21 protein-coding genes are annotated in these 23,657 nt (G+C 37.9%); 6 read left to right on the top strand and 15 right to left on the bottom strand.

The window, feature by feature from the left end; all coding sequences use genetic code 11:
• Positions 1 to 8: 8 nt before the first annotated feature.
• The gene (locus J4Q03_RS12725) at positions 9 to 1,934 is read right to left on the bottom strand and encodes a type VI secretion system Vgr family protein (protein WP_426048544.1); all 1,926 of its coding nucleotides are present in this window, start codon (positions 1,932 to 1,934) and stop codon (positions 9 to 11) included.
• A gap of 353 nt (positions 1,935 to 2,287) precedes the next feature.
• The gene (locus J4Q03_RS12720; protein WP_426048643.1) at positions 2,288 to 5,443 is read right to left on the bottom strand and encodes a UvrD-helicase domain-containing protein; all 3,156 of its coding nucleotides are present in this window, start codon (positions 5,441 to 5,443) and stop codon (positions 2,288 to 2,290) included.
• A gap of 168 nt (positions 5,444 to 5,611) precedes the next feature.
• On the opposite strand from J4Q03_RS12720, the gene J4Q03_RS12715 reads away from it, so the two are divergent.
• The 4 genes from J4Q03_RS12715 to J4Q03_RS12700 all read left to right on the top strand — a co-directional run bounded on the left by J4Q03_RS12715 (position 5,612) and on the right by J4Q03_RS12700 (position 8,811).
• On the top strand, positions 5,612 to 6,358 hold the full coding sequence (locus tag J4Q03_RS12715; RefSeq protein ID WP_426048543.1) for a carboxypeptidase-like regulatory domain-containing protein: 747 nt from the start codon (positions 5,612 to 5,614) through the stop codon (positions 6,356 to 6,358).
• Positions 6,359 to 6,364: 6 nt separating this feature from the next.
• Positions 6,365 to 7,171, top strand: coding sequence for a hypothetical protein (locus J4Q03_RS12710; protein ID WP_426048542.1), 807 nt, complete (start codon positions 6,365 to 6,367; stop codon positions 7,169 to 7,171).
• 17 nt (positions 7,172 to 7,188) lie between these two features.
• On the top strand, positions 7,189 to 8,004 hold the full coding sequence (locus J4Q03_RS12705) for a carboxypeptidase-like regulatory domain-containing protein (RefSeq protein WP_426048541.1): 816 nt from the start codon (positions 7,189 to 7,191) through the stop codon (positions 8,002 to 8,004).
• Positions 8,005 to 8,076: 72 nt separating this feature from the next.
• Entirely contained in the window at positions 8,077 to 8,811 is a 735-nt protein-coding gene (locus J4Q03_RS12700) for an SIMPL domain-containing protein (RefSeq protein WP_426048540.1), read from the top strand.
• Between the two features lie 116 nt (positions 8,812 to 8,927).
• Here J4Q03_RS12700 and J4Q03_RS12695 read toward each other — a convergent pair whose 3' ends face one another.
• Genes J4Q03_RS12695 through J4Q03_RS12675 form a run of 5 tightly spaced genes read right to left on the bottom strand, consistent with a single transcriptional unit; the run spans position 8,928 to position 13,839 of the window.
• Positions 8,928 to 9,440 carry a GNAT family N-acetyltransferase gene (locus J4Q03_RS12695; RefSeq protein WP_426048539.1) on the bottom strand — a complete coding sequence of 171 codons (513 nt, stop codon included), beginning with the start codon at positions 9,438 to 9,440 and terminating at the stop codon, positions 8,928 to 8,930.
• A gap of 2 nt (positions 9,441 to 9,442) precedes the next feature.
• On the bottom strand, positions 9,443 to 9,664 hold the full coding sequence (locus J4Q03_RS12690) for a PspC family transcriptional regulator (protein WP_169234843.1): 222 nt from the start codon (positions 9,662 to 9,664) through the stop codon (positions 9,443 to 9,445).
• A complete protein-coding gene (locus tag J4Q03_RS12685) occupies positions 9,657 to 10,928 on the bottom strand; it encodes a DUF2851 family protein (RefSeq protein WP_426048538.1) in 1,272 nt (423 codons plus the stop codon). Before J4Q03_RS12685 ends, J4Q03_RS12690 begins: the two co-directional genes overlap by 8 nt.
• 24 nt (positions 10,929 to 10,952) lie before the next feature.
• Complete coding sequence (gene bshA, locus J4Q03_RS12680) at positions 10,953 to 12,101, bottom strand: N-acetyl-alpha-D-glucosaminyl L-malate synthase BshA (RefSeq protein ID WP_116011979.1); 1,149 nt, start codon at positions 12,099 to 12,101, stop codon at positions 10,953 to 10,955.
• A gap of 4 nt (positions 12,102 to 12,105) precedes the next feature.
• Positions 12,106 to 13,839 (bottom strand): glycoside hydrolase family 3 protein, encoded by a 1,734-nt coding sequence (locus tag J4Q03_RS12675; protein ID WP_426048537.1) that lies wholly within the window; start codon positions 13,837 to 13,839, stop codon positions 12,106 to 12,108.
• Positions 13,840 to 13,953: 114 nt separating this feature from the next.
• Here J4Q03_RS12675 and J4Q03_RS12670 point away from each other — a divergent pair, with 114 nt between their 5' ends.
• The gene (locus tag J4Q03_RS12670) at positions 13,954 to 14,508 is read left to right on the top strand and encodes a hypothetical protein (protein WP_426048536.1); all 555 of its coding nucleotides are present in this window, start codon (positions 13,954 to 13,956) and stop codon (positions 14,506 to 14,508) included.
• Positions 14,509 to 14,871: 363 nt separating this feature from the next.
• Here J4Q03_RS12670 and ribA read toward each other — a convergent pair whose 3' ends face one another.
• The 8 genes from ribA to J4Q03_RS12630 form a co-directional block, all read right to left on the bottom strand.
• Positions 14,872 to 15,468, bottom strand: coding sequence for a GTP cyclohydrolase II (ribA, locus tag J4Q03_RS12665; RefSeq protein WP_426048535.1), 597 nt, complete (start codon positions 15,466 to 15,468; stop codon positions 14,872 to 14,874).
• A 16-nt stretch (positions 15,469 to 15,484) separates the two neighbouring features.
• Complete coding sequence (locus J4Q03_RS12660) at positions 15,485 to 15,943, bottom strand: hypothetical protein (protein ID WP_426048534.1); 459 nt, start codon at positions 15,941 to 15,943, stop codon at positions 15,485 to 15,487.
• Positions 15,940 to 16,554, bottom strand: coding sequence for a DUF4254 domain-containing protein (locus J4Q03_RS12655; RefSeq protein ID WP_426048533.1), 615 nt, complete (start codon positions 16,552 to 16,554; stop codon positions 15,940 to 15,942). Before J4Q03_RS12655 ends, J4Q03_RS12660 begins: the two co-directional genes overlap by 4 nt.
• Positions 16,555 to 16,568: 14 nt before the next feature.
• Complete coding sequence (locus tag J4Q03_RS12650) at positions 16,569 to 16,784, bottom strand: twin-arginine translocase TatA/TatE family subunit (RefSeq protein ID WP_034702992.1); 216 nt, start codon at positions 16,782 to 16,784, stop codon at positions 16,569 to 16,571.
• Between the two features lie 31 nt (positions 16,785 to 16,815).
• The gene (locus J4Q03_RS12645) at positions 16,816 to 18,378 is read right to left on the bottom strand and encodes a peptidoglycan DD-metalloendopeptidase family protein (RefSeq protein ID WP_426048532.1); all 1,563 of its coding nucleotides are present in this window, start codon (positions 18,376 to 18,378) and stop codon (positions 16,816 to 16,818) included.
• Positions 18,375 to 19,217: a DUF4292 domain-containing protein gene (locus tag J4Q03_RS12640; protein ID WP_426048531.1), complete on the bottom strand. Its 843-nt coding sequence runs from the start codon at positions 19,215 to 19,217 to the stop codon at positions 18,375 to 18,377. The genes J4Q03_RS12645 and J4Q03_RS12640 overlap by 4 nt, the downstream gene beginning before the upstream one ends.
• A 109-nt stretch (positions 19,218 to 19,326) precedes the next feature.
• Positions 19,327 to 20,343 (bottom strand): sugar phosphate nucleotidyltransferase, encoded by a 1,017-nt coding sequence (locus tag J4Q03_RS12635; RefSeq protein WP_426048530.1) that lies wholly within the window; start codon positions 20,341 to 20,343, stop codon positions 19,327 to 19,329.
• A 148-nt stretch (positions 20,344 to 20,491) separates the two neighbouring features.
• Entirely contained in the window at positions 20,492 to 21,946 is a 1,455-nt protein-coding gene (locus J4Q03_RS12630) for a lipopolysaccharide biosynthesis protein (RefSeq protein WP_426048529.1), read from the bottom strand.
• Between the two features lie 215 nt (positions 21,947 to 22,161).
• Here J4Q03_RS12630 and J4Q03_RS12625 point away from each other — a divergent pair, with 215 nt between their 5' ends.
• Entirely contained in the window at positions 22,162 to 23,499 is a 1,338-nt protein-coding gene (locus J4Q03_RS12625; protein WP_426048528.1) for a dihydroorotase, read from the top strand.
• Positions 23,500 to 23,657: the final 158 nt, after the last annotated feature.

The following is a 23,657-nucleotide window of genomic DNA, read 5'->3' as shown; positions in this document are numbered from 1 at the left end:
CAGACTTTTTAGTGGGTGTTGCCCTGTTCGCCGCTTTGCGATTTTACTGTTTTTTCACTCTGTAAAATCATATTTTCTTTCGTGCTTACGACCGTTACCTTTTCAGCATAAGAATCACTTTTCTTAGCCTGGATATTTCTTTCGTTTTCGGAAATTTCCGTTCTCATATCTGAAGATTCGTGGATATTTCCAGTGGCAGTCTGCATAAGATCTTTCCCTGCAGTGTCAATCATATTTACTCCTGCATTGGAAACAATATTTACGTTGGCTGTGGAGAACATGCTGTTTCCTGCGATAGAAGTGATATCGTGACCTGCGGTCATCCTGATATTATTACCTGCAGTGAAAGTCATGTCTTTCGGAGCGTTTACGGCAATATTTCCTTTACCGTCCATAAAGTAGGTATTTCCACTAGGATCCTCAATAAAAATACTGCCTTCGGCATCATTGAAGATCACTTTATTGCCGCTCCGTGTTTGTATCGATTTGATATGATTGTCGACTCCTCCTCCCAAACCTACCGCTCCGTGGAACATTCCTCCCATAGCAAAAGGGAAATCCGGATGATGGTATTCAAAACCTACCATAACCTGGTCTCCGACCTCCGGAACGGCTACAAAACCTCTGTTTTGGGTAATAGCATCAGTTCCTCCTGCGTCAGGGCTCATCATTCGGATGAAATGGGTGGTGTCATGTAACTGCCAGTCAAATTGCACTTGTATCCGCCCCTGATTCAGAGGATCGGTATTGGAAATCACAGTGGCAATCTGAGCCTCTGCCTGTGGATGCGTAAATTCCGGAGTAGGAATATACCCTGTTCCTTCTGCAATGGCTTCAAATGATCCGGTGTAGTAGCCTCTTGTATTCACCTCATGGGAAACTTCTGTGATCATCAGTTTCGTAAAATAAGAGGTTTGGTTGGTATTGGGTTTTCTCATTTCGATGTCTGCAATACAACCGGGATGCAGAAAAGGAACCGTAGTATTTCCGGAAACCGTAAAAACTTCTACTGCAGCACTTCCTGCAGCACTTTGCTGGGTGTCATCTACATTTAAAGACATATTTGCATTCACAGGAGAAGGATTCAGTGATCTGGTTTTATAAATACTGTCATTAAGTTCATAAGCCTTTGAGGCGAGCTGTCCCAAATGTTTGATATTGGCTTTTGAGCTGAGCAGTTTTTCATGTTTGCTGCTGTTATATCCGTAAAATTCAGGTTTTGTATGCACTGCTTTCAATTCAATACAGATGTCACTTACGTTACTTCCGTAAATAAGCCTGATGGGTTGCTCTCCTGGTGGCAGTTTCCCAAAGTGAAGAACTTCACCGTCATAATAGAACTGTTCTCCATAAGTTTCCGCAAGCCTTGCCAGATAATTGTAATGAGTTTCCTTATACTGGGCGCTGTAATTGATATAGCTTTGATTTTTTGAATCTACCTTAAAGTCATACTTACCGGAACCTAAAGCTTCCTTGAGCACCCTGTCGGCAATAATCGAGGTATTGACTGACTGGTCGCCTCCAAAGCTCTGCGTGTGAGGAGCAGAATCCATCAGAATGGTCGGACTTTTACCTTTCAGAACAATATTTCCCAGACTCATTTCTTTCTGGCTGAATGCTACCTGGGTGATGAGCCCTACAAAAGTTCTTTCAGGACTTTCGTTTTCCGCATCTTTATATTTAAAAACTACAGTTAAACGCTTCCCCAGGAACTGCTGGGCTTCTTCCAGATTGTAATCCTGACTACCTCCCAGACTGTCATGAGCGAGTGTAAGTTCAAAATCATGGTGTTTTCGTATGCTTTGTAGTAGGCGGAAATGTTTGAAATGACTGATGATTTTGCCTTCAATAATAACATCCAGTTTTACCACACGCTGTATGCCGGCAATATGATTCTCGGTAATTTTATCCGCATTGGTAGCCTTCATTTTCATCGTTAGTGTTTTTGTGATTATGTCACTAAAGTTAGAAATGTTTTAGATTAATTGGCTAAATAGATAGTTAAATTTTAATAATTGTAGTAGAAGTACGATACACGATATGAAAAAGGATAATCAGTTAGCTGAAAGAGAATATTTTATAATCCTACGGGTTATCTGTTGTATCACGAAAATAATTCCCTTTTTTTTGAATATTTATGATTGAAATATAAATATTATTCCCATGTGTGAGAATAATATTTTTGGCTTTTGGTAGTCAGAAATTAGCTTCTGGTCATTAGCTTTCGGATTGAAAATGATTAAAGGAGATGGCTTCTGTGATATTTTTGGCACAAAGTGATTGAAAATTATAGATAAATCAGCTGCGTCTTTAGCACTTTTCTCCCCAGACTTTCCAGAATACGCTTATAATTCTCAATTTGTTGTTCATTCTTTTCCGTTTCTTCACCTGTTTTAAAATCTACAATTACATATTCTTCTTCACTCTTAAGAATACGGTCGGGCCTGAAAATATGACTTTGCCCTCTTTCTGAGATCATAATATCCTTTTCGTTGATCACTTCCCATTTTTCGTCAAAGAATTCAGCATATTTTCTGATGATCTGAACTAAGGTTTCCTGAATCTCATTCTTTTCTTCCAATGTGATCTGTCCGTCCAGAACATAGCTTTCCAAAACCCTGGCAATATCTTTTTCTGTATTGATTTTCGACAGTAATTCATGAACAAAAAGCCCGATCCTTACCTTTTCATTCCGTACCTGATAGTTTTTGGAAGGAGTTGCGATCTTTATGGACGCTCTGTTTTCATTAATATTCTTAAGGTTCTGAATATCCTTGGTCTTAAATAACGATGTTTTATCCTTAGAATGCTTTTTCAGCATTTCCGGATACACTTCATACAGATCGAATTCATCAGATCCTTCCGTGTTCTTTGTGTTAAAAAACTCCAGCAGTTCAAGATTATTGGATGTTTTATTCGCTTTCTGAAGATAGAAAAACAGCTGTTCAACAGGTCGTGTAGTTGCTACATACTGGAGACATAATCTGTCAATAAGATTCTTATAGGAGTTTTTCCTGTTAAATGCCTCTATCTCTTCATCATAAACCTCAAGATTCTTACTAAACTGATTGATGTTGACTGATTTTAAGGCATCGTCATTGTTTGTATCAAACCAGTTGGTAAATTCACTGTCCCGGTTTTTATTCATCATCGGGATAAATACAATCGGGAATTCCAGGCCTTTCGATTTATGGATGGTCATGATCTGTACGGCATCAATATTTTCCGAAGCCTGAATCGTATAAGCAGAAGCCTCTTCATCCCAGTATTTCAAAAATTCTTTCGTGCTGGCTCCGGCATTTTGTGTGAAATTGAAAAGCATTTCAAGGAAATTCAGGAGAAAATCTGTCTCTTTATTCTCTACAGCGAATTCATTGATATAATATTCCACAAAATTATACAGATTGAACCTTGGGAAATTCTCCTGTTTCAGTTTCAGTGAATATCTGTTCTGGACAAACTGCAGAATCTCTTCATGGGTTTCTATATCCAGAATCTCTTTCATTTCTAACGTGAAATCTGCCATATGAATTCTTCCCAGAGCATTCAGATAATACATCATCATGATCAGATTAGGCTTATTCTTAGGGTTGATTTCCCATCGAAGAAATTCAATAACTGCTTTTAATGTATTCGAAAGTTCCAGGGTCAGACCTTTGTCGGAAATTGTTTTGATATTCGTTTCCTCTCCACGGTAGTTTACTTTCAGATTTCCCAGTTTTTGAGAATAGCTGAAAATATCAAAGTTACCACGGCATAAGATCGTAATATCAGAAAATTTAAAACCATTATCCAGGCTTTCCTGAATGTCCTTCCGCATTCTTTCCGAAGTATCATTATAAAAGTCTTCATTGGTAAGATTTTCAATCAGGCTTACTTTTACACGTCCTTCGATCTGGGATTTTGAGCTTTGTTCAGCATCTTCCCCGAAAATATTGCGGTGTTCCTCTTCCAGGCCTTCCGAATGATACCGGTACAGCTCATTATTGAACTGTACAATGTTTTTGGCACTTCGCCAGTTATCCTTTAAAACAAGAAGAGCGGCTTCCTTTGGAGAAAACTCTTTCTTGTTGATAATATCCAGCATTAGTTTGCTCTCCCCGCCACGGAATCTGTAGATACTCTGTTTGGGATCTCCCACAAGAGTAAAAGAAGTATTTTCCGTAGAAACACTATGGTCGCGCAGCGGAACAAAATTCTGCCACTGCAGTTCCGAAGTATCCTGGAATTCATCAAAAAAATAATGCTGAAACTGTGAACCTACTTTCTCGTAAATGAAGGCTGACGGTTCGTTTTTAAGGTTTTCATTGATCAGGATATTAAATTTTGAAAGCAGCACAAGATCATTCTCTTCCTCAATCTTTTTTAATTCATCCTGAATATCTTTATTCACCTTTAGCGGAAGAAGTGCAGACAGGATCTTTTCCTTCTTTTGAGTTTCAATGTACAAAAGGATCAGCTGCATTCTGTTGTCAAGAAGCTGATCCATGATCTCCAGAATCTCAGGTTCCTTAGTTTTGGATTTCGAAGAAGCTCCTTTTCGGTAATTGTTGACAACAGACTCTTCATGCGTTGTGGGAAACGGAAATCCCGGTCTTTTCTGATTATAAAAATCCTGAACTTTAGTAAAAAATCCTCCGAGTCCGTTTTTACCCTGTGCAAAATCTTCAATCTCAATATTTCTCGACCGGAACAGCTCAATAGATTGGGCAGCAAGCTCGGCAGACCGTTTTTTATTCTGAACGATTTCTCTTCTGAGCGTATTTTTTATATTCTCGTAATTCGTGTCATCAAAGCTTTTGTTGCTTTTCAGATGTTCGTAGTGAATATCTTTTACAAACTCTTTTGCAGAATCATAAAGGTTTTTATTGAGATTAATCCTTTCATTGTTTTCCAGGCTGTAATCCACATAATCCATGAAAGAATTGGAAATATTTTCGTTCTCCCCGATCTGGTCCAGCATTTTATCCACGGCTTCGATTAGAAATGGTTCAGCTTCTATTTCAAGATTAAAATTTTTCGCTAAACCCAATTCGTACGAAAAACTTCTTACCAGTCTTGAATTAAAGCGGTCAATCGTTCCGATATTCAAGGTTGAATAATTGTGGAGCACATAATCCAGCAGCTTTTTTGAACGGTGATGGAGCTCATCAATCGTTATTTTCAACCCATCAGCCTCAAATGCTTTCTGAATGTTCTTCAGATCACTGTTTTCCGCAAAATTATCCGCAGAAAAATTTCCCAGCCAGGATAAAATTCTCTCCTTCATCTCATTGGCTGCTTTGTTGGTAAACGTAAGCGCGAGAATATTCCGGATCGACTGCTGCTGATTGGGATAGCGGAGACAGATCATCAAAAGCCTCTGGACAAGGGCATATGTTTTCCCCGACCCGGCTGAAGCATTGATCACTGTATAAGAATTTTGCATTGCTGAATTTAGAATTGAGACTGCAAGTTAGCTAATTTTTAAGTGAAATTTTAACAATTAAGAGTGGTGATTTAACAGTTTGCTGAGCAAAAATCAAAAAGAAATCCTAAAACACGTTAACTGTGGTTAAACTTGCTATTTAATTTAAAAATAATTTTAGATTTGCTCTATAAAAAACTGTCCGTGAAATTTAAACTACTCTTTTTTTTAACCACCCTTTTTTTCGTTAATACCCAGGCCCAGAATTATATTTTTGGAAAAGTGACTTCTGAAGACCGCTCGGAAATTCCGGATGTAACGGTCATTAATATCAGAACGGATGAAAGAACAATGACCAACCGGGACGGACATTTTATGGTTTCCGGAAGGGCAGGGGATGAGCTTCGCTTTGTAAAATCAGGCTATGATCGTCTTGTTAAAAAAGTTTCCGGAGAAAATATAGAATCTCCCATTAATATCACTTTAGAAAGAACCACCATATTGATTCCTGAGGTAGAAATCAAACAGGGAATTACCGGAGATCTTAAGATTGATGCAAAAAACCTTAACAGGCCCAAAAAGGTAGAAAAACTGGTAAAAGATATAGACAATTATATTTCACAGAAATCAGATCCCAGAATCCTGGCAGCAAAACCCGGAGAATTCGTACAGCCGAAAGGACAGGGCTTTTCTATTGGAAAAGTCAAAAATAAATGGGATGATATTGATTTGGGCAGCTATCTGAAAACAGCGCTTGGCGAGGAATATTTTACAGATTTAAAAATTGAAAAATCTCAGATAGATCATTTTATAAGCTATGTGCTGGCAGGAGGTTTTGAAAGGAAAACTATCCTGAAATACGGGTTCTGCAGTGATGCTGATCTGTATAGATTTCAACGTTTTGTCCTGACAAGGATTTCCTCTTACCGCGCTCCACAGACTCAAAGATAAACACAGATGAGAACTTATATTAAACAAGTCTTTTACATAATTCCTTTTTTTATCTCGATGGAAATTTTTGCCCAGCAGCAGGTAACCGGAATAGTGACAGATAACAGCAAACAAAATATAAACCCTGTTTTAATTATCAATGTTTCCAACCGGAAAAGTACATTGAGCGATGCTTCAGGAAATTTTACCATAGAAGCATCGGAAAATGATGAACTTCGGTTTGTAAAAGAAGGATATTACCGTTTTGATAAAAAAATAAAGCAGGAAGACTTTAGTTCTCCCCTGATGATAAGCCTTGACAAAACTGAAATAGAGATTCCGGAAGTAAAAATCGCCTATAAGCCCACCGGTAACCTCGAACGGGATAACAGTCATCTTAATGAATCCAGAAAAGTAGTTTCTTTAAGATCAGAATTAGATGAGTATATGAAAAGTCCGCTGAATGAAGCTTTACCTGATAATACGGTTTCAAAAACCTTTAAGCCGGATTATAATGCAGGACAGGTAAGCATTTTAGGAGTTTTAGGTGCTGCTGTAGGATTGTTCAAAAAAGCGACAGAACTTAAAATCACCAAAGCCAATTTTACGGAAACACAGAATTTTCTTAAAAGAGTAAAGGAAGAAATAGACTTACAGTTTCTGAGAAAATACGGTATGGATGAAGAGCAGATAGATCATTTTTTAATCTATGCCAATGATACCCGTATGATGGCGAAAAAATACAGAAAAGATTTTAAGGCAGATACTGTGGAATATGAATTAAGGGTAGCTTTTGCGGAATACAGAAAAACCCGTAAACTGGACAATCTTTAATCTTAACAACTAAATACATGAGCTTTGAAGGTGGAAATACAGACATTGGCAACTGGAAGAAAGTTTCGTTTCTACTTATTTTTGTATTTAATAATTTCTTCTCACAGCAGGCAGTTACAGGCCGTATTACCGACGACAGTGGCGAAAGTCTAGGTTCAGTGACCATTATCAATATGTCTACTGATCAGAAAACATATTCCAATTCCCTGGGGATGTTCTCTATTGAAGCGGTTCCGAATGATGAACTTAGATTTGTAAAAGCAGATTTCAGAAGAGTTTCCACCATAGTTCCGGCTGATGGATTCAGTGCCCAGATTTTGGTTGTTTTAATTCCGATCCCAAAAGAAATTGAAGAAGTAAAGGTGGTTAAAAAACCGACCGGAGATCTTGCAACGGACGCCAGGCAGGCTTCAAAAGTAGATAAAGGTGAGATTGTACAGCAGGCAGTAGGGTTACCCCAACCTGTTGGAAAAATGAGAGAAAAACCGGCAGAAGTGAAGCAGGTACTTATTCCGATACTTTTAGGAAGCCTCGATGTGCAGGGAGCGTATGATCTGATAAGCGGAAAAGCAAGGCGTCAGAAGAGACAGTACAGATATGATGATCTGCAGGAGCATATTGCATGGGTAAGAAACAGAGTGGATAATGAATACTTTACTCAGGCAGGAATTCCGGAAGAAAGAATTTCAGAGTTTATACAGTATTCCTTTGAAGCTAAACCCCAGGTCCGTACTTACGTAAAAGCAAAAAACTTATCCGGAGTATTATTGAGGTTGGAAGAAACCATGCCTGTTTACCTTGAAAGATTAAAGCAGCAAAAAATACAGCAATAATGTTAAAGAATTCTTAAAATTCGGAATAGAAATTGATGTACTTTTATTTAAAATTAATCAATCACAATTTCTATGAGTAAAAATATTATTGCGGTAGCAGTCGGAGCATTGGGATTTGTCCTTGGGCTTGGCTTTTTAGGGAATGCTATTAAAAACAGAAATAAAGCTGAAAATACTATTTCCGTCACAGGATTGGGGACTAAACAGTTTACTTCCGATCTGATCACGTGGTCCGGAAGTTTTTCCAAGAATAATTCCGATTTAAAAGCAGCTTACGATGAGCTGGCCATCGACAGAAAGGTGATCAATGATTATCTTGTTTCTAAAGGCATCAAACAGAATGAGATCGTTTTTTCTTCTGTGGATATTCAAAAACAGTTCAGAAGCTATAATGATTCTAACGGAAACTATGTGCAGGGTGAATTCTCCGGCTACAACCTTACCCAGAAAGTATCTATTGAAAGCAAAGAGGTGGTGAAAATTGAGAATCTTTCCAGAAATATTACAGAGATTATCAATCGCGGTATCGAGTTTACTTCTTCGGCACCTTCTTATTTTTATACCAAACTGGCAACAGTAAAACAGGAAATGATCGCCAGTGCAACCAAAGATGCTAAAGAAAGAGCTGAAAAAATTGCCGAAAACTCAGGAAGCAGCCTGGGAAATCTTAAAAAGGCTACGATGGGGGTGATCCAGATTACTGAACCCAATTCCAATGAAGACTATTCCTACGGCGGAACATTCAATACTTCTTCCAAAGAGAAAGAAGCCAATATTACTATAAAACTGGAATACGAAGTCAATTAAAAATCTCTGTAAATAGACGTCTATTTATTCCCCTACTCAGGAGGAGGGGCAGATCGAAGATCTGACCGGGTGGTCAAAAAATAACCGCAGGAAAATTTCCGGCGGTTTTTATATTTTTAATGATACACAACATCATAAATTTCGTCTTTTACACGTTTCAGATCTTCAGGGGTATAATTGGCCAGCAGCCAAAGATCCAGGGATTTCTTTCCTTCACCATAGCTAGGCTGTACATACATTTCGTCGATCAGGGTAAATCCGTTTTTCAGATAGAAAGAATAACGTCTTTTTGCATCATCACCCAGATGATCGGGCTCTATTTCCAGGATAATTCTCGGATAATTTTCAAACAGATATCCGGTAATATGTGATCCCAGTTTCTGGCTTCTGAAAGCCTCGAAAACTTCAAAATGCTCTACAAAAACATAAGAACTCAGCTCCCAGATAATAAGATAGCCAATGGCCTGGGATTCATGAAGCACTGAAATTACTTTCACGTGAGGATTTGAAAATAAGGCGGTAAATTGTTTCCAGTCTCTTTGCTCATCTGTGGGAAAAGTGCTGGAGTAAGACGTATAGATGTCCCGGACTCTATAGTCTTCGGCAGAAGTAATCGGTAAAAATTCCATAATTATAAATCAAAAACGCTTGGTCTTCTGGTAATAAAAATATCTTTGATCCAAAGCGTGAATGCCAGTCCCAGATAGATCAGAAAGAAAAAACCGGCAGTTGCAAAAGTGGAATAGATGAAGAATACCCTTAATTTGGATACAGGGATCCCCAGTTTAGCTCCTGTCCTCGTAAGAACACCAAACCATTCTCTTTCCATTTTGTGGCGGATATTATCAAACATTTGAAGATTCTTTTAAAAGTTTAAATCCAATACCGCAATTTAAGCAATTTTTTGTTTCACACGAGGTTTTATGATGATAAATAAGGCTCTGACTTTCCAATGCGTCTTTAACTTTCATGCCAAGTTTTCCCCATCCTGAGGTAATGGCGTTTTTTTCTGCTGTAATGTTTCGGTACAATTCCAGGATCTCATCTGCAGCTTCTTCATGATGGTATTTGTGATAGGTATATTGTAAAGGAAGCACAGTATTTAAAATTACCAGGTCAATAAAATCCCGGCTCAATGTTTTAGGCTGAAATTTTGAAACAGCTCCAAAATTAAAATGAAAATCCCAGTATTCAGATGCTTTTACCGGTGTAAAAACCTCGTACAATTTATCTATGCTATCAGCCTTTATGATCTTTGAAAACAGATTCTGATGCCTGTAATAAAGATCTGCCAGCTGGGAAAGACGGATCGTGGGGAAATTGGGCGGGCGGAGCCTTAAGAACTTCGGATGTAATGTCAGATCCGGAATGCTGAATTTTTTTCTGATGAATTCAAATTCCCTTTTCCACATTGCCATTTTTTCGTCTTTTGGATGATTTAGCCACCCTGAGACACCAAATAATAAAGCCTCCAGCTGAGATTCATTCTGACGGATTTTGTTAACGACACTGAAATCTATGGATTCCGCGATCTGCCTGAACATATGGGCATTTACTTTTAATCCGAAAGAGTAGGCCAGGCAGTGAAAAAGGACGGCTTCAAAATTATTCTTGTACTTTTCTAAGCTTTTTTCAAGTTCCTGGGATTTTTCATCCAGTTTTTTAAGGACGTTGGATTCGTGAAAATTAAGTGGAATTTTATTGGACTCAAAAATATTTTCACAGGGAATAAACTGAGTTCCGTTGATCATTTTTTCGTATTTCCAGAGAATATCCTGGTCAATATGATCTTTCAGTTCCAGGGTGGGAACATTTTTAGAGATAAGGTCGTTGATCTCAGCATCATTCTGATATACAACATGAAGGATAATATTCTGGTAATTAGGATCCTGTGTGTGGTTGTGGAAGATCCAGTCGGAGGCGCGGAGATGCAGCTCAATATTTCCGGCAATAACCAGATCTTTTGTTTTTATTTTGGCATCGAGAAAATCAGGGCCAGCATTGGTATTCCACTTTCCAAAGCTGATGATTTCAACGGAATGCCCTTCAATATCCTTGAAGTTGAAATGTTTGAAAACCTTATAGTTCCAAAGATATTGAAGCAGTTTTTCCGTCATAGTGACGATAAATAAATAGAAATATTATACTTTCGCCGGCTCTTTTTTGAAGTTTTCTATAGTCGTTCTATACATTTCTTCATATATAGGAAGAATGTTTTTTAAATCGAATTTTATAGCCTGATCTTTCGCATTTTTTTTCATTTTAGCTAAAAGTTCATCATTGCTTAGCAGCTTGATCGTGTAATTGCTCATGGCCTCCACATTTCCGATTTCAGCTAAGAATCCCGTTTCTCCCTGGATATTCACTTCAGGAATTCCGCCAGCATTGGAGCTGATCACCGGAGTGTAAGCTGCCATCGCCTCAAGAGCGGCCAGCCCGAAACTTTCCTGCTCAGAAGGAAGTAAAAATACATCAGACAGCTGAAGAATCTTATAGAGATCATTCACTTTTCCTAACAGACGGATTTTTGAAATAAGCTCAGGATTTTCTTCCAGAAACTGATTCACTTTTTCCATATCCGGTCCTTCACCTATGATGATCAGTTTTGATTTTACTTTTTTCTCAACACTTTTGAAGATCTGAAGAACTTCTTCTACACGCTTTACAGGACGAAGGTTGGAAACATGGATCAGAATTTTCTCGTCAGGATTGGCAAACTGTGTCCTCTGGCATTCCGTGCAGTCGTCAAATTCAGAATTATCAATAAAATTGGTAATCACCTGGATCTCCTTTTTAATATTGAAAAACTGCAGCGTATCTTTTTTCAGACTTTCAGAAACCGACGTAATAGCATCTGACTGGTTGATCGAAAATTCCACAGCATGTTTATAGCTTGGGTGCTGCCCTACAAGGGTAATATCTGTTCCGTGAAGCGTAGTGACCAATGGGATGTCATTATTATCCTCTTTCAGCATCTGTTTGGCTGTAAATGCAGCGTAGGCATAAGGAATGGCATAATGAGCGTGTAGCAGGTCCAGCTTATAAAGATTCACGACACGATAGATCATCGAGCTTAATGCAATATCATAAGGCTGATACTGGAAAAGCGGATAGGTCTGTACATTCACCCTGTGAAAGAAAATATTCGGGTTGGTAATGTCTAGTCTTGCGGGGAGCGCTGAACTTATAAAATGAACCTCGTAGCCTTTATTGGCCAGAGACATTCCCAGCTCTGTTGCTACGATTCCGCTTCCGCCGTATGTTGGATAGCAAAGTATGCCTATTTTCATTAGATTATTGTTGTTTTGATGTTGTAGAAACTGTTGTATTCATATTGGAACCAGAAGCCGGAACACTGTCGATTCCCATACCTGCCTTCAGCTGATCATTGACCAGAACAGGCAGTCTGCCCCATATTTTTGTTTTTCCGTTCAGGGCATTAGCTGCAGCCGTCATAGAATCATCATTATTCTCATAAGAAACAAGAACGGTAGATACTTTTGTAATATCGATATCTTTTAAAGCATAAGCACTTCCGAAAATATTTAAGATGACGTTTTGGGTTTTAGTAAGGTCAGCAAGAATTCTCTTGGATTCTGCCGAAATTTTATAGGGTTTATACGCTGTTGAATTATCCTTGTGGAATCCTACAATTACTGTGGATCCTGCAGGGATTGTATTGATTTCGTTGGCTTTTTTGATCATTATATTGGGCCCCAGCTGATTGGCGAAAGTCTGATAAGGAGCTTCTTCCAGAGGAACGTAATATACCTGTTTTCCAGTAACAGGAAGCAGTTTTTGATCATCTTTTAATAAAGTCAGTGCATTGGCATAAAGATTCTGTACCAATGTTTTGTGAGAATCATTGTTAAGGTCGCTGTTGATATTTTCGGGATTTTTTGGAGTGTATTGATTAAGCCCCAAAAAATATTTTGTCAGTAAAATCTTCTTTACACTTTCTTCCACTCTTGATTGTGGAATTTCACCGTTTTTAATAGCTTTCTGAATTAATTTTTTTCCTTCCGAAACTCCCTGAGAGAAAAGCATAATATCATTTCCGGCTTTAAAAGCCAGTGCATCCAGTTCGCCTGGTTTGTATTTGTTGGCTACAGCTCCCATATTCAGAGCATCGGTAATGATTAAACCTTTATAACCCAGTTTTTCTTTTAATACACCTGTAATAATATTTTTAGAAACCGAAGCAGGAATTCCTTTTCCGGATTCAAGGCTTGGGACATACAAGTGAGCTACCATCACACCGCCGATCCCTTTATCCATTAAAGCTTTAAAAGGTGCCAGCTCAACGGTATTCAATCTGTCTAAATTATGTGAAACAACAGGCAGATCCAGGTGCGAGTCTGTACTGGTATCACCGTGTCCCGGAAAATGTTTGATGGCGGCGAGAATCATATTATCCTGAAGACCGTTGGAATAAGACAATGCTGAACTGATTACATTATCCACCTCTGAGCCGAAGCTTCTGTTTCCGATAATAGGATTATTGGGATTGGTATTCACATCAACAACCGGCGCGAAATCCCAGTTGATCCCCATTCTGTGGCAGTCTTCCGCTATTTTGGCGGACATCTGATAAATGAGGCTTTTATCCTGAATCGCTCCAAGAGTCATAGCCCAGGGAAATTTATGTGCTGTGGCAATTCTCTGGAACAGGCCCCATTCTGCATCCATGCCGATCATCATCGGAATTTTTGATTTCTGCTGAAATTCATTAACCAGGTTAATTTCTCTGGCAGCATCGTCCTGCATTAAGATTAATCCTCCAATCTTATCATTAACCACAATATTTCTGATCTGGTTAATATAGTCTTCACCTTTATTTGTGTAAAGCGCTACAATAAACAGCTGGCCCAGCTTTTCATCCTGAGAAAGTGACCTGTAGGTTCTGTCTACCCAGCGGTGAGCCTTTTTCAAGTCTTCTTCGGAAATGTTTTTGGGCTGGTACTGAGCTTTGGCTGTAAAGCTTATTAATGAAAAAATAAAGAGGGAAGTATATAACAATTTCTTCATGATCTTTTGAATAAGAACAAAAATACAATTAAAAAAATGATGAAAACAAAGTTTTTGCAATTTTTGGTATATGATTTGAATACGCTTTATAAATAATAACTAAACTTTTCTAAAATGAAAAAAATACTTCTCTTTTTATTCCTGGGTGCTGTAGGTTTTACTGCTTATAGCTGTGACAATGATGATGATGTTGTTCAGACAGTAGATTATGATACAATTTCTCAAATGAAAGATATTACAGGCACTTTTTCAAGTAATGGTAACTATACTATTTCTCAAGGGCTTGATATTCCAACTACAGATGTTGTTTTAGTGTATAGACTGGCTGCTGGCAATGTTTGGCAGCAAATTCCGAAAGCTGTTTACCTACCTGATGTAACTGGTAAACCAACAAACAGAGTATTTGATTATAATTTTGTTTTCAATACTCAAAAGGTAGAAATCAGAATTGATGACGAGAATTTCAATCTGCCAACAGATCTTACATCTGGTGAGATTACTGCATATTTAAATAATCAGACTTTTAGAATTGTACTTGTTCCTGCTAGTGGGTCAGGTGTTGGCGGTGCAAAAAATAAGCAAGCTTCTGTAGATTACAGTGATTACAATGCAGTAGTTAAATATTACAATCTTGATGAATCTAAAGTACAAGTGCTAAAAGCAAATTAATTAAGAAATATCTTTTCAGTTTTTTATAATTATTAAAAAAGCTCCGGGAGAAATTCCGGGGCTTTTATTGTATTTAAACTTTGTTCAGGTTAAGGTAATGTTGTCAAGAAGCCAGCCGGAAGTATGGAATTACTGAGCGCAAAAACATTATTATAAAACTGTTTATTATCTTAATAAGCCCCTTGAGATAAAGTCTGAGGATCCTTGTCAAGGTTTTAAACCTTGACAAGGGTTTCATAGCTTACTTTTTGTGTTGTCATTTCCTCTCATTTATTTAACCCAGCTTATTTTAGCGTATAGGAGATACTTAATTATAGAGAGATTTGCAATAAAAAAGCTTCAGAAATTTCTGAAGCTTTTTTTTTAGTTATCATTGTCATCCAGGAGATGGCCAAAGAAGTCTTTTTTTGTTTTTAAATAGCCTTTACTCATCTCATTGGCCGGAATCTGTAAAGGAACCCTGGAATTGAGGTTAATATTGCTGTTGACCACATATTTTACCTTTTCAGGATTATTGGTCAGAAGATTAATATCTTTTACTTCTAAAAGGTTAAGGATTTCAATAGCAACTCCAAAGTTTCTGTCATCTGCGGGAAGTCCAAGCTCTAAATTGGCCTGTACGGTATCAAAACCTTTCTCCTGCAGTGAATAGGCTTTCAGTTTATTGATGATTCCTATATTCCTCCCTTCCTGACGGAGATAAACAATAATTCCTCCGTGCTCATGGGTATATTTCATTGCGGCATCCAGTTGCTGTCCGCATTCACATTTTTTTGAATGGAAAACTTCTCCGGTAATGCACTCAGAATGGAAACGTACGTTCACCGGTTTTGAAAAATCTGTATTTTCTGCAACGATGGCCATGTGTGGCATCCAGTCGTTTTCGTTTTCAGAGAAAGCGATCATTCGGAAAGAGCCGTGCTCAGTAGGAACATTGGCTTCTGCCTGAATTTTAATCATTAATAGTGGTTAGTTTTTAATTTCCTTTTAAAGAATCTTCGATGACAGAAATATTGGTTTTTAAGCGAACCAGGTATCTGTTGAGAACTTCATCATCATCTTTGTTAAGCTGCTGTCTGAGTTTCTGAATTTTCTTGTATGATTTTTCGAAGCTTTTTATGGCTCTGCTTTTTCCTGGCGAATTGTTGGCATCAATGGCATATAAATAATTCTGAAGGCTGTATTTCAAGCTTGTCACTTCATCATTCAAACTGTTATTCTTAAACTTTGGAAAAGTAGAAATCAGATTTGAAATTTCAGAAGCGTTTACATTTTCTTTGATATTGATATCAAAGCCTTTTTTTGCCCCTCTGTCGGAATCAGAACCTTTAGTTTCGCTATAAAAATTATTTGACAACGGGGAAAGATTAAGCTTCTCCGTAGCGCAGGAATTGGTGATTAATAGTAGTACTCCAAAAAAAAATAGTTTTCTCATTTCTGTTGCCCCTTTTGATAAAGGATCGGGTTAAGACTATCATCGTTATACATTTTCATTTGTTTGTATACTTTCATCTTAACATTACCGCATTCAATATCAGTAAGCAACTGATTAATAGAAGTTGACAGGTCTTCTTTCTGAGTAAGCAGTACATCCAGTTTAGCCTGGCAGTTGGCACGGTGCTCTACAGAAGCGGATTCCCTATTGGCCTCTAATGACATATGATAAACCTTTAATGCAAGAATTGATAATCTGTCTACAGCCCAAGCGGGTGTTTCTGTATTGATTTTTGCATCAGGTTTCGGAGTTATATTTTCAAACTTTGTAAGGAACCAGCTGTCGATAAATTCTACCAGATCTGTTCTTTTCTGGTTGGATGCATCTATTGTTCTCTTCAGTTGAAGAGCTTCAGCAGGATCAATATTTTCATCTCTAATAATATCTTCCAAATGCCATTGAACGGTATCAATCCAGTTCTTTGCATACAAAATCCGTTCCAAACTGTCTTTTTCGAAAGGGTTATTAATTAGAGCGTTAACGTCATCGGACACGTGATAATCTTCAATAGACTGATTGAAGACTTTCCATGCAGTCTCGGTAAAATTCATTATGGTGAGGAATTTTAGTTGCTGGTAGTATTGTTATTGTTGGTAGAAGAGGTTTTGTTTTCAGAACCTGGTTTGTCTTCTTCCTTCACCGCATCTTTAAATTCTTTGATTCCTGAACCAACTCCTCTCATTAATTCCGGAATTTTCTTTCCTCCAAACAGCAATACCAAAAGTATAGCTACGATAAGGATGTGCTGCCAAGATAAGGCAAGTATTGTTAGTGTGTTCATCTCTTAAGATTTTTGCAAAGTTACGCTTTTTTTAATATGAAATCCAACCTAATGGATCAACTGGCGTATTTCCGTTCCATACCTGGAAGTCAAGGGTATAAGAACCGTCGAAATCCTGAGCTACCGTACCTACCGGAGTGCCGGAAGAAACCTGTTGTCCTTTGGATACGCTTACGTTTCCTAAGTTGGAATAGATCGTAAAATAGTTTCCGTGTTTTACCATAACAGTTTTTGTTCCGTCACTATTTGCCAATACCGAAGAGACTGATCCCGGATAAACAGATTTAGCACGGGTACCAGATGGGACTGATATTTTGATACCTGTATTTTCCTCCACAATATTTTTGAAAACCGGGTGTGGCTGTCTTCCGAACCGGTGGGTAACTTGTCCCGCTCTATCTGCAGGATATCCAAGTCTTCCTCTGCTGTCTGCAAAACTGCTGCCTGGGGTTGTAGTTACTCCATAGCTGGTCATTGCTTTGGTTTCAGCAGCTTTTTTCTCTTCTTCTTTTTTCTTATTCAGTGCGGCTTCTGCTGCTCTTGCTGCGATAAGTTTATTAGATGCTTCTTTAGCTTTTGCATTAGCTTCGTCAGATGCTTTTTTCGCGGCCACTCTTCGGGCTTCGTCTTTTGCACTGGCTTCTGCTCTTGCGGCCTCTTCATTACGTTTTTTCTCCTCTTCGGCTCTTTTAGCAGCAAGATCGGCTGCTTTTTTAGCTTCAATTTCAGCGAGTTTTCTTTCTCTTTCCAGTGCTTCAGCTCTGGCTTTTGCCTCAGCTTCAATTCTGGCTTTTTCTCTTTCCGCAATTATTTTAGCCATACGGATTTTTTCTGCTTCTGCTTTTCTTCTGGCTTCTTCTTCCGCTTTTGCTATTCTGATTTCTTCTGCGATGATGGCCCTGATCTGTCCTTCTAATGTTTTAGACTGAACTTGCTTCTGTTTAAGTTCTACGGTAAGCTTAGCTTCATTTTTCTTGAAATCTGCCAGTAGCTGTTCTTTCTGGGCTCTTTCTGCGTTAATGGTTGCGAGATCCTTCTGTTGGTTGGCCAAAAGATTTTCTTTTTCCCTTGCAGAGTTCTGTTTCTGTGCGATTGATTTTTTGATCTGGGCAGCTGCGTTGCTGATCTCGGCAGCTTTTTTATCCTGATAGTCAGCGTACTGTTTCAGGTACTGAACTCTTCTGATGGCTTCACCCAAGTTTTTGGACGAAAGAATGAAGGTTACTTTGTTCTGTACCCCTTTGTTTTTGTATGCATTGACAAGAACTTCAGCATAATTCTTTCTGAGAACTGCCAGTTCTTTATTTTGACGGTTGATTTCCAGCTGACGCAGATAGATCTCATCTTCAATAAATCTTTTTTCCTTCTGAGTGTTGGTATATACCTTTTCTCTTAAGGTTAATTTTTTATTGACATTATTAAGATAGGCTACTGAAAGTTTAGATTCAGTTCTGGTTTTCGCCAGGTCTGTATTTATCTGTACAATTTGTTTTTTAAGATCGGCATTCTGTTTCTGAAGCTGTTCCTTGTTCTGCTGTCCCTGATGCAGGCCGAACAGTAGAATACCTATTAAAAAGCTAATTTTTTTAATCATTTAATCTCAATTTTCTTATAACTGGATGGTACAGAATAAGCTGTTTCCATCCTCGAAAAGTCAAATTTCGTGTTTTCCAGTAAAATTTGGCTAGATTTTGAACCTTTTATAATTATTTTAACATTTTTTGGAAGGCGGATTCCATTGTATTCATCCCAGTTGCTGTAAGAGATTTCCAGCTCATCAGGAGATAAAACATCCTTTAAATTCACACTCAGCAGATCATAATTGGTGTCGTACTGAAGCTCAATTTTGTACTCTCTGATTTTCTGGTCCGTGACAATTTTCTGATTGGTATTGGAAACCATTTTAAAGCCCTGCATATTTTTGGTCAGGGTAAACTGAGAATCACTGATCTTCACAAAGGTTCTTCCCATCAGTATTTTTTCCAGCGATTTGTAATCGATGAAATTTACATTCAGTAAGTTATTTAAATAATCAAAATCTGAATCAATGTAAGTTTTGCTTGTTTTATCCTGTCCTTTGATCCCTTCAGGTGTAGCAATACCTCTTGCCACGGTAAATAAAAATGCCTGAAGATTCATCCATACTTTTTTATCATTTTCAATATAGATAACAGCATCAAGGGTTGGAATAAAGTTTCCGGTTTCCACGTTCACTTTACTATTGATCTTGATCTGGTCAAATTTTGGTGGAAGAAGGACGTGCTCGTAGAAGGTAAGCTTGTCTCTCACCGGTTCATTGGCATCTTTGGGATTTCTGTTGTCTTCTGCTGTGACGGTACTATCCTGGTTGCTGCCATTATTTTTAGCTGCATTTCTTGTTTTACAGGATGATAGGGTAAGTAACAGGAGAAGTATCGGGATCCAGTTTTTCATGTATTTTGTCTTTCGATTAAAAAAAATACGCTGCAATATTAACGCCAAACCACACAACAGATGTTATGTGGTTTGGATGTATCTTATTTTATATTAATTATTTCTGATCTTATTTAGATAAAAAATCTAAAACCGAGTAGTCACCCAAAGAGATCTCTCTGGAAACTCCAAAGTACTGTGCAGAATTTCCGATCATTGAATTGGAAAGATTCCCGTGGTTGATTCTGGTGTTTTCCTGGATCAGGGAATTTTCAATGTTGGAATTGACAATGATGGTATTATTTCCCAGTGAAACGCCCGGACCAATCTTTGAGTTGGAAATTTGCACGTTTTCACCGATAAAGCAAGGCTGAATGATCAATGAGTTCTCAATAACCGCTGAAGCAGGATGGTTAAGCATTGCTTCTCTTTCATACTCAAGGATCTTGCTGTTGGTTTCTACGGTAGCATTTTTGTTTCCGCAATCCATCCAGTCGTTTACCTTTCCTAAAGTGAATTTTGCTCCTTTTGCCCTAAGGTTTTCCAGTGCTGTCGTCAGCTGGTATTCGCCGCCATTTTTTATATTATTATCCATAATATAATTGATCTCGTTCATCAGTTTTTCAGCACTGTTGAAATAATAAATACCGATGATGGCAAGATCTGAAACAAAAGTTTCAGGCTTCTCAACGAAATCGGTAATAAAGCCGTAGTTATCTAATTTTACCACTCCGAAAGCTGAAGGATCTTCTACGCTTTTTACCCAGATTACCCCGTCCGAATTTTTATCCAGCTGGAAATCTGCACGGAAAAGAGTGTCTGCAAAAGCAATCACTACATCTCCCTGCATGGAATCTTCTGCACATTTAATGGCGTGCGCCGTTCCAAGCGGGTCGTTCTGGTAATATATACTGCCTTTTGCTCCTAGTTTTTCGGCTATCTGAAGGAGAGATTTTTCAATCTCGGGTCCGAAATCTCCAATGATAAATGCTACTTCTTCAATTTTTTCACCTGCCACTTTAGCAATATCTTCTACCAGTCTTTGTACAATAGGCTTCCCTGCAATCGGGATAAGAGGTTTTGGAACTGTCAGTGTATGTGGACGTAATCTGGAACCACGTCCAGCCATAGGAACAATTATTTTCATAAATAATAGGACAATGTTTAGTTGTTATTTGATTAGGTTAAAGTTAATAATTAAAATCATTGCTGATCGTAAGAATTATCATCTTTATCAATCTTCTGTTTAATTTTTTTTTAAAGAACTCAATAGTATCAAATTAGAGGCCATACCCCTAAGATCTTTTTAGTATTTTAGATAAAACAGGCTTTTCTTTATAAGCTACCAGAGCGATAAAAAGAAATAGAAGCAAATTTCCTACTGCATAATTGGTTCTGAAAAAATAAAAGGATATAAGTGAACATGTGATTGTGAAGATCAGATAAAGAGCAATTTTTCCAGTATTATAATGAATAGGATATTGTTTCTGTCCCCAGACGTATGAAATGACCATCATGGACATAAAGGTAATCAATGCGGCCATAGCACTTGCCCAGTACCCATATTCCGGAATAAAAAAGAAATTAATGAAAACGGTAATACAGGCACCTATCACTGAAATATATAAACCCACTCTGGTCTGGTCAGATAATTTATACCAGATGGAAAGGTTGAGATAAATTCCCAGGAATAAAGCACCCAGCATCACAAACGGGATAATTTCAATACCTTCGTAATAAAGCGGATTGCTCAGGTATTTTTCTGAAATCCACTGAAGATTCACCATCAGTCCCATATAAATAATACAGCTGCATATCACAAAAACATCCATTAATACAGCATAGGTTTTATGTGAATCTTTATTCTTGAAACTTGAAAAGAAATAAGGCTCGATACCCAGCTGATAGGCCTGCCGGAAAACCGTGATAAAAGTTGCGATTTTATAAACTGCTCCATATACTCCAATTTGATGACGTGCTTCGTCAGGAGGAAGCAGATATTTAAGGAACTGTCTGTCAAGAGTCTGGTTTACAATGCCGGCCAGTCCTGCGATCATCACAGGCCAGGAGTAGCTCATGATTCTTTTCCATAATTTAAAATCAAATTTAGAAATACTGAAACTGAAAAATTCTTTTCCTACAATAAGTAATGTAATAATACTCTGTACCAGGTTCGCAATAAATACATAACCCACCCCCAGTTGAGGATCATATTTTAAACCGAGAATTCCTTCCGGATGTTTTGGGAGCCATTGGATAAAAAATATAACCAAGAGAAAGTAAACGACAGATCCTGCCACTTTGGAAAACATATACTTGAAAGCTTTTCCCTGCAGCCTTAATATGGCCGAAGGAATAGTGGAAAAGGCATCCAGAGAGAGTATGAACAGGAATATAACAAGGTAATTCACCTGGTCCGGAGTTTCAAAAGCTATTGCCAGTTCGTTCCGGAAGACATACCCTAGGCCAAGATAGATCAGAGCAATACTGATAATACTTACCGAGCATGTCGAAATTAATGTCTTCTTGTCAATGCTTTCTTCCTGTGCAAAGCGGAAAAAAGAAGTTTCCATACCATGGGTAAGGAGAACCGTAATCACTCCTGCGATGGAATACCAGTCTACAAAAGGTGATGAAGCAGCTGGCCCGAAAGCCTTTGTAACAATTGGTGCAATGATGAACGGGAAAATACGGACTAATACTGAACTAAGTCCATATACGGCGGTCTGGCCGAATAACTTCTTATACAAACTCGAAAATTTTATGCAAATGTAAATATTTAGAAATTGATTTATAATTGATAACATTAAAATTCATTCATAAACCTTAATTTTGTTTTTTGTAGATGTTAGAAATTAGAAGTTAGAAATTAGTGATTGCAGTTGACCAACCACTTAAAATTTTTGACTTAAAATTTTCTCACATCTAACTTCTAATTTCTAACATCTAATTTCTAAAGTAAAAAATGAAGACGTTAATCAAAAATGTAAAGATTGTGAACGAAGGTAAGGTCTTCGAAAGCGATATCTTAATAGATAATGACCTGATTTCTGAAATAAACCCCAATATTTCTGAGGAAGCAGATCAGATCATTGACGGTTCCGGGAAATATCTTCTGCCTGGAGTGATAGACGATCAGGTACATTTCAGAGATCCTGGATTAACACACAAAGGAGATATTGAAACTGAATCTAAGGCTGCCATTGCCGGAGGGGTTACAAGTTTTATAGATCAGCCGAATACAGTTCCCAATGCTGTTACTCAGGAATTATTGGCCAATAAATATGAGATCGGGGCTCAAAAAGCCTATGCAAACTATGGTTTTATGATGGGCGGAACTAATGATAACCTGGAGGAAATTTTAAAAACAAATCCAAGAAATGTTCCGGGAATTAAGTTATTCCTAGGTTCTTCTACCGGAAATATGCTCGTAGACAATCCCGAAACACTTGAGAATATATTTGGAAGTACAAAAATGCTGATTGCTGTTCACTGCGAAGATGAAGCGACAATTAAAGCCAATACTCAGAAATATATTGATGAATACGGGGAGGATATTCCTGTGAAATTCCATCACCTGATCAGAAGTGAGGAAGCCTGCTATAAATCTTCTTCCAAAGCAATTGAGTTGGCAAAAAAAACAGGGGCAAGACTTCATGTATTCCATCTTTCAACGGCAAAAGAGATGGAGCTGTTCAGAAATGATATTCCTTTAAAAGATAAAAAAATTACGGCTGAGGTATGTGTCCATCATCTGACGTTTACCAATGATGACTATGAAACTAAAGGGTCTCTGATCAAATGGAATCCTGCCGTAAAAACACAGAAAGACAAGGATGCCCTGTGGGAAGCACTTCTGGATGACAGAATTGATGTTATTGCTACAGACCATGCACCTCACACTGCCGAAGAAAAACTTAATCCATATACAAAATGCCCTTCCGGTGCACCTTTGGTACAGCATTCGTTGCCGGTAATGCTGGAAAATTATCACTCCGGAAAAATTAGTTTGGAAAAGATCGTTGAAAAGATGTGTCACAATCCTGCGATACTTTTCAGAATTGAGAAAAGAGGTTTTGTAAGAAAGGGTTACAAAGCAGATTTAGTTTTAGTTGATTTAAACGAAAACTGGACCGTTGCCAAAGAAAATATCCTTTACAAATGCGGATGGAGCCCGCTTGAAGGAATGAATTTTCATTCTAAAGTGACCCAGACTTTTGTTAATGGAAATCTGGTTTACGATGATGGTAAAATTAATGAAACAAAATTCGGGGAGCGACTGCTTTTTGAAGTTCAGGAATAAATTAAAGAGGCTGTCTCAAAAGTGAGACAGTTCTTTTTTTATGCGCAAAAAAGGAAAGCTCAAAGCTTTCCCAGTTTTTGCAAATTGATTAATTTGCTGTGTGTTAAGTAAATCAAAAATAGTCTTTAAAGATTATAATCCCAAGCAAAATTTTCTTT

The sequence above is a fragment of the Chryseobacterium sp. NFX27 genome (assembly GCF_049887855.1).
Classification (GTDB): Bacteria; Bacteroidota; Bacteroidia; order Flavobacteriales; family Weeksellaceae; genus Chryseobacterium.
This window is presented reverse-complemented; position numbering and strand designations above follow the sequence as displayed.